8 protein-coding genes are annotated in these 12800 nt (G+C 43.2%); 4 read left to right on the top strand and 4 right to left on the bottom strand.

Annotated features, from left to right (window positions below; translation table 11 throughout):
- Positions 1 to 65 precede the first annotated feature (65 nt).
- Together psbU and nadB are read left to right on the top strand one after the other, a co-directional pair.
- The gene (gene psbU, locus RMY31_RS16190) at positions 66 to 494 is read left to right on the top strand and encodes a photosystem II complex extrinsic protein PsbU (RefSeq protein WP_322664267.1); all 429 of its coding nucleotides are present in this window, start codon (positions 66 to 68) and stop codon (positions 492 to 494) included.
- Between the two features lie 171 nt (positions 495 to 665).
- Complete coding sequence (nadB, locus tag RMY31_RS16185) at positions 666 to 2348, top strand: L-aspartate oxidase (RefSeq protein WP_322664264.1); 1683 nt, start codon at positions 666 to 668, stop codon at positions 2346 to 2348.
- A gap of 79 nt (positions 2349 to 2427) precedes the next feature.
- Here the strand turns inward: nadB and RMY31_RS16180 are convergent, their stop codons facing one another.
- The 4 genes from RMY31_RS16180 to btpA form a co-directional block, all read right to left on the bottom strand.
- Entirely contained in the window at positions 2428 to 2751 is a 324-nt protein-coding gene (locus RMY31_RS16180; RefSeq protein WP_322664223.1) for a hypothetical protein, read from the bottom strand.
- Between the two features lie 1040 nt (positions 2752 to 3791).
- Positions 3792 to 6020, bottom strand: a complete 2229-nt coding sequence (locus RMY31_RS16175) for a CHASE2 domain-containing protein (protein WP_322664221.1) — start codon at positions 6018 to 6020, stop codon at positions 3792 to 3794.
- Positions 6021 to 6699: 679 nt separating this feature from the next.
- Positions 6700 to 7686 carry a vitamin K epoxide reductase family protein gene (locus RMY31_RS16170; protein ID WP_322664219.1) on the bottom strand — a complete coding sequence of 329 codons (987 nt, stop codon included), beginning with the start codon at positions 7684 to 7686 and terminating at the stop codon, positions 6700 to 6702.
- A gap of 123 nt (positions 7687 to 7809) precedes the next feature.
- The gene (btpA, locus tag RMY31_RS16165) at positions 7810 to 8664 is read right to left on the bottom strand and encodes a photosystem I biogenesis protein BtpA (RefSeq protein WP_322664262.1); all 855 of its coding nucleotides are present in this window, start codon (positions 8662 to 8664) and stop codon (positions 7810 to 7812) included.
- A gap of 722 nt (positions 8665 to 9386) precedes the next feature.
- Here btpA and rimO point away from each other — a divergent pair.
- A complete protein-coding gene (rimO, locus tag RMY31_RS16160; RefSeq protein WP_322664217.1) occupies positions 9387 to 10724 on the top strand; it encodes a 30S ribosomal protein S12 methylthiotransferase RimO in 1338 nt (445 codons plus the stop codon).
- Positions 10725 to 10760: 36 nt separating this feature from the next.
- Positions 10761 to 12293, top strand: coding sequence for a DEAD/DEAH box helicase (locus tag RMY31_RS16155; protein ID WP_322664216.1), 1533 nt, complete (start codon positions 10761 to 10763; stop codon positions 12291 to 12293).
- The last annotated feature ends 507 nt before the right edge of the window (positions 12294 to 12800 follow it).

The following is a 12800-nucleotide window of genomic DNA, read 5'->3' as shown; positions in this document are numbered from 1 at the left end:
TTGACTGTTGATGCTTGTTAGCTTAAAGCTGTTTTTTGAGTTTAATGGAAAGAGGTGGAAAAATCGTGAAAGGATTGGTGCGTTTATTAACAGTGTTTAGTTTGTTGCTGGGCTGCTGGGGATGGCTAGGAACAAATCATACAGCCCAGGCTGCTGGTTTCTATAGTTTTTCTATTCCTCAAGTGCCTGTTCTGGCTATTGAACGGCAGAATCGGGCAGACGCTAAGCTAGCAACTGAATTTGGTAAAAAAATTGATTTGAATAATACCAACGTGCGAGCTTTTCAGCAGTATCCAGGGCTATATCCCAATCTTGCTAAAAAAATCATCAAGAATGCTCCTTACCAAAAGGTAGAGGATGTGCTGGATATTGCAGGATTGAGCGATCGCCAAAAACAAACTCTGCAAGCTAACTTCGATCACTTCACCGTGACAGACTTAGAACCTGCCTTCAACGAGGGAGACGATCGCTTTAACAATGGAATCTACAGATAACTGCAATTGCAGTTAATGTAGAATATTCCCACTCCTAATTTTGAGGAGTGGGACTTTTCTATTAGAGTGGGGATAAGCGGACAAGCACAATCAGGGGAAATACATTCCTTTGCTCCCCCTGCTTCCCCTACTTCCCCTACCTCCCTTTCTCCTTTTCCCTCCCCCATAACTTTGCCTCAAACAGATATTCCTAGCCAATTTGATGTTTTAGTAGTCGGTGCCGGTGCTGCTGGACTATACACGGCGCTGTGTTTGCCAGAGGACTTGCAAGTTGGCTTGATTACCAAAGAAACAGTTTCTTTATCCGCCAGCGATTGGGCGCAAGGTGGCATTGCAGCGGCTGTCGCCCCAGAAGATTCTCCTTCACTGCACATTAAAGATACGATGGAAGCAGGAGCTGGCTTATGCGATCGCTCGGCTGTAGAATTCCTTGCCGAACAAGCCCCTAGCTGTATTCAATCCTTGGTTAACTTGGGAGTTGCTTTTGACCGCCACGGCAACGCTTTAGCTTTAACTTTGGAAGCTGCTCATTCTCGTCATCGCGTTCTCCACGCCGCTGACACAACAGGCAGAGAAGTGACTACCACCCTCACGGCCCAAGTATTGCGCCGCCAGAATATTCAAGTTATCCAGCAAGCTTTAGCATTGAGCCTATGGCTGGAACCCCAAACAGGGAAATGTCAAGGAATTAGCCTGTTTTATCAAGGTGAAATCAGTTGGATAAAAGCTGGTGCTGTGGTGCTAGCAACTGGTGGCGGGGGTCAGGTATTTGCCCAAACTACCAATCCGGCGGTAAGTACAGGTGATGGGGTGGCGATCGCTTGGCGCGCTGGGGCTATCCTCCGCGACTTGGAATTTGTCCAATTTCACCCCACTGCCCTTACCAAACTCGGTGCCGATCGCTTTCTCATTAGTGAAGCTGTACGTGGTGAAGGGGCACACCTCGTCGATAACGAAGGGCGGCGTTTTGCTTTTGATTATCACCCTGCTGGTGAACTAGCACCTAGAGATGTGGTCAGTAGGGCGATTTTCAGCCATTTGCAACGTACTGCTGCCGATCCTGCAACTGCCCATGTCTGGCTAGATATGCGCCCCATTCCCGCAGACAAAATTCGTTACCGTTTTCCTAATATCATCAAAGTTTGTCAACATTGGGGCATTGATGTCTTTAATGAACCAATTCCTGTAGCTCCCGCTGCTCATTATTGGATGGGTGGTATCGTTGCGGATCTGGAGAATCGCACTAACATTCCCGGTTTGTACGCGGTGGGAGAAACAGCTAGTACTGGGGTACATGGGGCAAATCGGCTGGCGAGTAATTCTTTACTGGAATGTATTGTATTTGGAGCGCAGATGGCTCATGTGAAGGATGAAGTTAAAAGGATGAAAAATGAAGTCGAAGAATCTGAATTTAGCCTTAATCCTTTAACCTTCGTCCTTTCTGATAATCAGTGGCAAAGCCAGCAAGCACAGATAGATGCACTCAGGGAGAAGTTACCGCGCTTGGTGTGGCAAAGTGCTGGTATTTGTCGAGAACAGTCAGGTTTAGAAGCGGCGATCGCTACTGTAGAAACTTGGCAGCAAGATTTTGCGGCTTTGCTTTTGAGTCAATTTTTGCTCTCTTTACGTCCAAACGAACCAGTGAAGTTCAACATACCAGACTGTGAGAGACAATTGCGACTTTGGGCAGAAACCCGTAATTTATTAGATGTGGCTTATTTAATTCTTAAAAGTGCTGCTTTTAGAACCGAAAGTCGTGGCGGACATTATCGGCTAGATTATCCTCAGCCAGACCCTGCTTGGCAAGTCCACACCCTCGTACAACAACGCCAATGGTGGAAATCTGAGGTTTGAAACAAGTAAGACTATTCTAGCTATGCTTATTCAGTTGTAATTTTTCTCATCCTACTCCTTACTGCCCATTAGTATGGTATCAGCGAGTGCCGCTACCATGCTGACTATCAGGCCCACCATAATTTGGTGGAACATATACGTCTTTTGCGCTTTGAGAATTAACACTTGAAATCGTTGAGCGATCGCTGTCAGTGATGCCCAAAATATCAGCTTTTAAAGTGCTAAAAGAGCCTGTGGTATTGGCGATTTTTGGTATTACTATGTAAACGCTTATACAAAATATCACAGCACTAGTGATTCTGAAGTTCGTTCCCATAAGTTCCCAAAAGTTTTTGTGTATTACTTGCATTCTGATTTCATCCAATATTTTTTTATCTACAGCAGATTTATTTATTTTTTCCAAAAAATTAAATCTTAATAAAATTTTGACTATGAATGGCTAACTTCTTTACTCAAAAGCGGTGGCTAGAATGTGGCATTTCAGCGATCGGCTTACTGCTATAAAACAAGCTAGACTCTTAAGAAATATAACTAATGAGCGACTTTTGGCATCAGTCTAAGGTTAGAGGTCTTTATCAGTATTATTTAGAGAGCTTCATTGAATACTTACAAGAGTATTAACAGGACTATCAAGTTTTAACAAAATATTAATTTTATTGTGTATATGTACTATCTTTATTACTTAATGTCTTTTGACAAGTTAACCGCGTTCACATACTATAGTAAGTTTACTTAAAATTAGATTAAGTAAACTTACGGCAGTAAGGTTACCATTTTATTAATGTTTAATTAATAATTGAGTTACAATTATTAATAATAATACATATTTATTTAATTAAATTTATATAAATTATAGATATTAGAACTTTTTTAACCGGAAGTTAATTGACTAAACTTACGCGATCGACCATGACACTGCACAAATTAACTGGATATTGGCTTTGTTAGACGTGGATAAATAGTACATATATACTATAACATCTGATGCTGTGATTACCGATAGTGGGATTGGGGAGTTCGGGCCTTCTCAGCATACTAATCCTTGGAAGTCAAAAGGAGACAGTGCCGTGGGCAAGTTCCCTAAAGCACTCTCACCAAACGGTTAGGACTTACGCACGTTCTACGAATTCTTCTCTACGAGACGCTGCGCGAAGGCGTTCTTGGTGAAGCAGTCCGGTCTTGGGGGTTTCCCCCATGAGGAACTGCTGAACCCGAAGGGTGGTTCGATAAATTAAGCTTTTTAGCAATTTTTGCGTAAGTCTTAGATGTTAAAAGGTAAGCCCAAACCTAGGTTCGTAAGATATTTCAGACTTGTGTGTACGCGGTAGCATGATCTATATAGGAAGGGTAAGTTAAAGGAAAAAGGAATCTCTTTTACCTCTTCCCTTTTTCCCCGTTTTACCAAGTCCCCAGTCGCTAATCCTTTGAAAACAAACTTATTGATTAAGCAAACTCATAACGGTTTTTGCCGAGGTGCTTGGCACGATACATAGCGGTATCTGCTTGTTTAATCAATGTCTCAATGTTTTGACCATTTAGCGGGTAAATACTAATACCAATACTGGCAGAAACTCTAGTGGTATATCCGTCCAAAACAATAGGCTCAGTGATGCATCCTAAAATTTTTTCCGCAACTTTCGCGGCTACTTGCACGTTGGGAATTGCCCGTAAAATCACGGTAAATTCATCACCACCTAACCGGGAAACAGTATCACTACCGCGTAAAGAGTTACTGAGTCGTTGAGCGATGGTTACTAACAGGCGATCGCCGATTTCGTGTCCGAGGGTATCATTGATTTGCTTAAAGCCATCTAGGTCGATAAACAGCAGTCCTAGCAACAAATTATTGTTTTGTGCCCAATCTAAGGATTCGTAAAGTTGTTCTGCGAAAAATTTGCGATTAGATAAACCTGTAAGAGGGTCGTGATAAGCTAAATAACGCAAATGGTCTTCTTTGCGTTTCAGTTCATTGTTAGAGCGGGATAACTCAGCAGCAGTGCGCCTGAGTTTTTCCTCCTTCTCCTTGCGCTCAGTAATATCTCGAATCACCCCAACTAAAAAGAAATTACCCGCAGCGTCTTTGTGAAGCGATCGCTTAGTGGCAATTAAATGGATTTTTCCAGTAGCATCAGTAAACTCTTCTTCGTTTTCTCGGGGTTGCTGAGTCCGAAAAACAAGCTCATCTTGTTGTCGAAATACATCAGCTTCATGTTTAGGGAAAAAGTCATAGTCTGATTTTTCAATTAATACAGTATCAGAATAACCAATGAATCGACAATAAGTTTCATTTAAAACAATCCATTGATGTTGTTCATTTTTGACAAAGATTGGATCGGCAATTGTATTAATAACTTGCTGTAAAAATTCTTTAGAACGTTTCAGTTCTTCTTGGATATGAGCAATGTGAAAGATCATCCAAATAGCCGACAGACCAAAGGTAAGCAGTGAAGGAATGATTGGTATCCACCAACCAAACAAGAAAGCCAAATATGCACTCAGTATCAATACTAAGCAAGAAAACAAAATACTGAGGATGCTATGACTTGGGCGTTGTATTCGCCATGTGATTACAGATCCTAGATAAGACCAGGTAAGAATCCACAAGTATTCCCATGGTTCAGACCATACCTTTAATAAAGGTCGATCTTCCAAGGCAGCTAAGATTAACTCACTAATAAAATGGGCTTGCAGTTCAATACCTGCAACAGGCTGTGCTGTACCCATGAGACGACTAGATTGGGGAATAAATACAAAATCCTGGAGACTGGGGGCTGTGGAACCAATGAGTACAATGCGATCGCGTATCCAGCTTGTTGGTACTTTGTTATTTAGCACATCGCTCATAGTTACCTGCCGATAACCACAGCGTTTTTTAGAACCACTACCCTCACAGCCTGGTTTGGGAAAGTTGGAGAGAATTTGGTAGCCTCTGTCATCAGCACCCACATAAGCACCATCATTTGCTTGAAAGCGATTAAATACTGCTTTCCCCAACTGCAAATAGTCAGGGTTATTGTATGCTTTTTGAGGAGTAATTCCCCTTGACTGTAAATAAAGTAAAGCCAGCTTCAGGGCAAAACTTTCGTGTACCTGTTTACCAACATGCCAATACAACAAGCTGCGACGTATTTTGCCATCAGGATCGTATAGCACGTTGTTAAAACCCACTTGGTTTTGATTTAGACCTAGTGGAGGTGGAACACCAACTTTTTTATTTTTGTCATTTGCTAACAGTTCAATACCAATCAAGTTCGGCATTGATTTATAAGCATCAAGCAGTTCTTTATTACTAGGCTCTCCCTTCAAATCATTACCGGGTACTAGCAAATCCCGGTAGATATCTAAGCCAATCGCTTGGGGTTGGTGAACATTTATTTTTTGCAATAGCTTAGCTATTTGGCTATCTGGAATTGGCCAGGTGCCTACTTGGCGTAAAGAAGCTTCATCAATTGCGACGATAGTAATGCGGTTATCTGGCTGTTCATTTGGACGTAAGCGAAAAAATTGATCTAATACTGCCAACTCTAAAGATTGCAATAATCCTACAGAGCGTATAAGCAATATGCAGATTGCAACACTAGAGGCAGTAATCAATTCTCTGTATCCTCTACCAAGCGGTTGCTTAAGTCCCAACCTTAACTTTACAAGACGCTTGCCTAGCTGCTTACTCATTCCCATTACCTAGTGGGGAGAAATAATCTTTATTTCCTATAGCTATCGACTACTGAGCAAATATAGCTCAAGCAAGAACTATACTTACTTTTTCAGAATCTTTTCGATTTAGTCTGCTTCCTCCAGAAAATTTTGGTAATTTTGATAAATGATTATTTGTAATAACTCATTATTTGACCAAAGAGAAACTAGAATCTTCACGCCTATTAGGGTGATTTCAGTAAAAAAATTATTAACAAAGGTATTTTTTAGTAACTCTCAGTTAACAAATGTTCTCTTTCAGTGCATGTACAATTATCTGCCGCAAACTCTTTTGCATGTCGTAAAGATGGAACATCAAATTGGATAAATATAGTTTCGGACACGCTGGAGATATATTTTACAATATGCTCAGATTTATCCTCAGACTCAAACAATACTAGCTTGGCAATTTAGTATAAATTAAAAAAGTATTTTTTAAGTGATTTTACTTAAATAAAAGACTTTTAGCCTGCTTTGTTTGTAGATTATAATCGTAGGCAAATCGAAAATTTGTAATAGTGGGTAAGACAAAGGTATTTCAGAAAATAAAAAAGTCAACTGGAATAATACTGCATTCAACCAGTTGACTTTTTGGTACGAGAGTAAAGTTATGAAAAACAGACTTGCAGAAACGTTATGAAAAACAGACTTGCAGAAACTAGTTGAAATACTTAAAGACCGTGGAACCTGTATAACCAGAAATTTTGGCTAGTTCTGCCAGGTTTTGGACTCCGCTATAAGTTTGACCATTGATAATCCAAGTCGGGAAGCTTTGTATATTAGCGGCTCTACACACATCTGGTTTACCTTTTGGGCTATCACCAGCGCATTCTATCTTAATATTATTGTTCTCGATAATTTGATAAGCTTCTTGACCAAAAAGCAACTTCTGTTCGTGGCAGTGAGGACACCAATAAGCAACGTATTCTTTAGCACCTATTTTTACCAGATGACGTGCTAATTCAATTTCTGCTTGACCTGATGTAGTAGTGATTTTCCAACCAAATTCGGGGTTAGGAATGTCATTGGGAGAGGGAAGAAAGGATATTTTCTCTCCTTGACCAGGAGTTGTAACACCTGATTGATTAACACCAGAATATAGGCCTAAAGTGCCAATCAGCGTCACCATTCCCACAAGAATGGCAGTAAAAAAGATTTGCCCGACATCCTCCCACTCACGTCCAACGATTGTCAGCACTAAAAGACTCAGGGAGAACAAAGCCGAACCAATACAGTAAGGACATAAGGCTTTAATTTGGAATGCCAGCAAGTACATCAAGTAACCGCTGAAAACAGACATAGCGATCGCCCCTACCAACAACAACCACCACGTCCAGTTTTCCAGTTGTTTGTTGGTATTGTTTTCTCCTGATTTTGAAACCAAGGGAGCCAAGGCAAATATCACCATACTGGTGTATGCCAAAAATCCAAATAAAGCTAATGGTTGGCCCAAAACTGTTGCCCAAGGACTAGAAAGCACATCATTACAGCCTTTGACACCAGCCTGTGCCACACATGCTGCACTGCCTCCTGTTAACTTCTCTACAGTGAGATAACCCGTTATCAGGGCACCAAGTCCGGCGATCGCGGCAATCAATGGACGCGACCATTTATGAATCCAGGGAGTAGAACGGCGGCGAATCATAAACTGCGGTTAGAGATTGGGAATTGGGGATTGGGGAACTCTGGATCCCCTCTGGGGATTAGGGCAATGGGGATTAGGGATTGGGACTTTTGTTGAAGTCATTATTCCCTACTCCCGACTTACCTAAGAATGTAAACTAACTGAGGAAGAGGAAATGGATTTACTGTCACTTTTGGAGTTCCAACTCCGATGTGCAGCTTCCACAAATTGACTGACGCGAATTGGGTCAATTGGTTGCTCGATGCGACCTTGGCGTTTCAAGGAACTGGAAACTATTACCCCGTTTGCTGCCTGCATCAGTGTAGCAATATTCTCCCAATCGGCTCCACTCCCGATAAATACGGGAGTGCCGTTTGCCGCACCACAAGCTAGTTCCAAATCTTCTCGGTTAGGTGGACTACCTGTCGCCCAGCCAGACAAAATCACCGCGTCTGCCAAACCCCTTTCGATTGTGTCTTTCACAGCAACTGTGAGATTTGGCGAACTCAAAGGACGGGCGTGTTTTACCAACACATCCGCCAGGATTTTGACGTTGCAGCCCAATTCTCGGCGATAGCGAAGTAATTGATGAGCCTCTCCTTCAATCAATCCCTGATCGGTTGCCATTACCCCTGTTAGGACATTAACGCGGATAAATTGTGCCTGCACACAGTTGGCGATCGCCATTGCACTTTTGGCATCGTTCCGCAAAACGTTTAAGCCTATGGGCAATGTCACCAAATTCTGTATCCTTTGCACCACTACGGTCATGGCACTCACAACTGCTGGATCGACTTGATTTTTCGTAAACGGCGCGTCAAAAAAATTTTCCACAATAATGCCATCAACGCCGCCACTTGCTAGGGCTGTTGCTTCTTGTTCGGCGCGGTCAATTACCGCTTTCAAGCTACCTCCCCAGCGGGGCGAGGTCGGCAGTGGTAGCAGGTGAACCACACCAATAATCGGCGAGCGAGTTTTAAATATCTGATATAAGTCCACGTCTTTAATCTGCTTTGCAAAGTTCAGAGTCCAAAAGCCACAGTCTAAAATCTTTTGAATGTTGACCCCTTCGGGTTTGCCAGTTGGAGCAACTGGACTCACCGTGCTGGCTCACTTTTGACTCTTGACTTCGTTAACTAGCTGGTAAAATGCGTTTTACGATGGTCGTTTTACTGCCTCTGTCCTAGGATGGAATTTGGCGTAAAACGTCTCATAAGATATGTTAAGATAAAACCTGGCTACAAGAGGAGTTTGCCACTCACAAGACGCAAGGCAGCTTCCCGTGGTTTAGGCATCTCGCCGCGCATAGTCGTAGGCCAAGCCCAAGCTTAAGGGTAGCATTACTGCTTTACTAGGCGTAGTCGCGAGCGCGATTTCCCTGAGGGTAGCGACTTCTCACAACAAGCCCTTTGGGCGGCTTCCCGACGGGTAGATTAGCAACGCACACGCTGCGGTAGTGTAAAATACCAACAGGCGATTTGTTAAAAAACATTACAAGTGTCAAATGTACCTAAAGACACTTAATATTACCCTGGGAAACAGACTAATAGTAGAAATATCATAACATGACCTTAAATCGTCAAGGTCATAACTCCGCATACAGTTGCTAGGAGAGGAAAGGTTCTTCTTAGCGCTGTAATTACAAGGGTGTTATTCACAAAGTGTGATGATTATGGTCTTTGTATTTGACTGCAAGAAAAAACCGGAAAATTTTTCAAAATATGGGTGGAAAGCCAATAATTGCAATTTCTCACTTGGGCTGTGAGAAAAATCGAATTGATACAGAACATATGCTGGGACTGCTCGTAGAAGCAGGCTACGATGTAGATACAAATGAAGAGTTAGCAGATTACGTAATTGTCAATACATGTAGTTTTATTGAAGCCGCAAGAGAAGAATCTGTCAGAACCTTGGTAGGACTGGCAGAAACCAACAAAAAAATCGTGATTACTGGCTGTATGGCCCAGCACTTTCAGGCGCAATTATTGGAGGAATTGCCTGAAGCTGTGGCTGTAGTCGGAACGGGTGATTATCACAAAATTGTCAATGTAATTGAGCGTGTAGAACAAGGAGAGCGGGTCAAACAGGTTAGTGTAGAACCAACCTACATTGCCGATGAAACCACACCGCGCTACCGCACTACGACTGAAGGCGTAGCCTACCTGCGAATTGCAGAAGGTTGTGATTACCGATGTGCATTTTGCATAATTCCCTACCTGCGAGGTAAGCAGCGATCGCGTACCATTGAATCGATAGTTGCTGAAGCGGAGCAACTGGCTAGTCAAGGCGTACAAGAAATTATTCTGATTTCCCAAATCACTACTAATTACGGTTTGGATATATACGGTAAACCAAAGTTAGCCGAATTACTCCGTGCTTTAGGCAAAGTAGACATACCGTGGATCAGAATGCACTACGCTTATCCCACCGGACTGACTCCGGATGCGATCGCGGCAATCCAAGAAACACCGAACGTTTTACCTTATCTGGATTTGCCTCTACAACATTCTCATGCCGATATTCTCCGTGCGATGAACCGTCCCTGGCAAGGACGTGTGAACAATGAGATTATCGAGCGCATCAAAACAGCACTACCAACAGCAGTACTGCGGACAACATTTATAGTTGGCTTCCCCGGAGAAACTCAAGAAAACTTTGAGCATCTATTAGAGTTTGTCCAACAACATGAATTTGACCATGTGGGTGTATTTACATTTTCACCAGAAGAGGGAACCCCTGCTTACCAGCTACCCAATCAGTTGCCTCAAGAACTGATGGATGAGCGGCGGCATAGAGTCATGGAACTTCAGCAGCCAATATCGTGGCGCAAGAATCAACAGGAAGTAGGCAAGATAGTTGATGTCCTGATTGAGCAGGAAAACCCTGAAAGTGGGAAATTGATTGGTCGTTCAGGTAGATTTTCCCCAGAAGTCGATGGTCAAGTCTATATCGAAGGTAAAGCGAAGCTAGGAACCATCGTGCCAGTAACGATCCATAGTGCTGATACATACGACCTCTACGGTCAAGTTGTCAAGAGTTACGCACCAGTTTCAGTATAAGAATCCAAAAGCAAAAAACTAAACCTAGGAGATTTGATGAACTTTTCTTTTCAAGAATTAGGCATTTCACAAGAACGCGTTGAGCAAATAGAAAAAATCGGTTTTACCACACCTACTAATATTCAGGTACAAGCCATTCCCCAATTGTTAGCAGGTCGTGATGTTGTAGGTCAATCCCAGACAGGAACTGGTAAAACAGCAGCCTTTTCGCTGCCGATTTTAGAGCGGTTAGATGTACAGCAGAAAGCAGTGCAAGCCCTGGTTTTAACACCAACCCGCGAGTTAGCAATTCAAGTTCACGATGCCATCGCCCAATTTATGGGTAATGACGGATTGCGAGTATTAGCAATCTATGGTGGTCAATCGATCGACCGCCAAATTTTACAACTAAGACGTGGGGTTCACATGGTTGTGGGTACTCCAGGACGAGTCATAGACTTGTTAGAGCGAGGCTGTCTGAAGCTCGATCAAGTAAAGTGGTTTGTGCTGGATGAAGCTGATGAAATGTTGAGCATGGGCTTTATCGACGATGTGGAGAAAATCCTCTCCCAAGCACCGCAACAGCGGCAAACAGCTTTATTCTCAGCGACAATGCCGCCATCAATTCGGATGTTGGTGAACAAATTTTTGCGATCGCCGGTGACTGTCACCGTTGAACAACCAAAAGCTGCTCCCAACAAAATCAATCAGGTAGCTTATCTCATCCCCCGTCACTGGACAAAAGCCAAAGCTTTACAGCCAATTCTGGAAATGGAAGATCCAGAAACAGCCTTAATCTTTGTGCGTACCAGACGCACAGCAGCAGAACTCACCAATCAACTGCAAGCAGCCGGTCACAGTGTCGATGAATATCACGGAGACTTGTCCCAACAAGCACGGGAGCGTTTATTGAGCCGATTCCGCAATCGTCAGGTGCGCTGGGTGGTAGCCACTGATATTGCCGCACGGGGTTTGGATGTCGATCAACTATCCCATGTGATCAACTACGACTTACCTGATAGCGTAGAAACTTACGTCCACCGCATTGGTCGTACTGGTCGAGCTGGTAAAGAAGGTACGGCAATTTCTTTAGTACAGCCTTTTGAGCGCCGCAAACAACAAGCATTTGAACGCCATAATCGCCAAAGTTGGCAATTGCTGTCGATTCCTACACGGGCACAGATTGAAGCCCGGCACATCATGAAATTGCAAGAACAAGTAGGGGAAGCTTTGACAGGCGAACGTCTGGCTTCATTCTTGCCGATAGTCAGCGAACTAATTGAAAAATACGATGCTCAAGCGATCGCCGCAGCCGCATTGCAAATCGCTTACGATCAAACTCGTCCCGCTTGGTTGCAATCAGACGTTGAGATTCCTCAAGAGGAAGCTCCGGTACCCAAACCCAAACTGAACAAGCGCCGCGATTCTGGCGAGAGAAGCCGTTCTACTTGGGTCAAATCAGACAACAGCATTGGAGACGATGAAGGACGTGCTACTCCCAAGCCCAAACTGCGGACAAGCCGTCGCGACTCTATTTCACCTGTTAATCACAAGTTGGGTTCGCCTACAGCTAAAGAGTCTGCTTCCTAAAGGGGGAGTGCTGAAGAGCTAGCCACGTGGTGAGGTAGTCTGGTCTTGGGGGTTTCCCCTATGAGGAACTGCCGTTAGCGCAGCGAAGCGCGAGTCTTCTCCCAAGGGGAGACGCTACGCGAACGAGCGTCAAGGATTTCCCGACTTGAGGGGACTGGCGTTGCTGAGTGCTGAGTGCTGAGTATTATTCTTTCTACTCAGAACTCATAACTCATCACTCATCACTTAACCTTAAGAGGCAGCTAATACCAGTTTGGATTTTAGATTTTGGAGCCACTGCATTTAATAAGCTTTTGACTGCTCCATCTGTCGCAATCATTTTTCAAATTGGTATAACTTCTACTATCAGCTTGTAGGAACATAGATTAATACCATTTCACTAAAAAAATGATAAAGATAATTAGGGAATAAATATGAGCAGAAGTTGATGGCAGGAGTCACCAAAGTAAAAATAAAAGAATCAGCCGAGGAATTACATGAGCTGCTGAGAAAACAAAAAACAGCATT

It is taken from the genome of Dendronalium sp. ChiSLP03b, from assembly GCF_034531165.2.
Taxonomy (GTDB): domain Bacteria; phylum Cyanobacteriota; class Cyanobacteriia; order Cyanobacteriales; family Nostocaceae; genus Dendronalium; species Dendronalium minutum.
This window is presented reverse-complemented; position numbering and strand designations above follow the sequence as displayed.

Coding starts and splice junctions, on each gene's coding strand:
- RMY31_RS16175 (WP_322664221.1), bottom strand. CDS start 6,020: ATGAGTAAGCAGCTAGGCAAGCGTCTTGTAAAGTTAAGGTTGGGACTT.
- RMY31_RS16170 (WP_322664219.1), bottom strand. CDS start 7,686: ATGATTCGCCGCCGTTCTACTCCCTGGATTCATAAATGGTCGCGTCCA.
- rimO (WP_322664217.1), top strand. CDS start 9,387: ATGGGTGGAAAGCCAATAATTGCAATTTCTCACTTGGGCTGTGAGAAA.
- RMY31_RS16155 (WP_322664216.1), top strand. CDS start 10,761: ATGAACTTTTCTTTTCAAGAATTAGGCATTTCACAAGAACGCGTTGAG.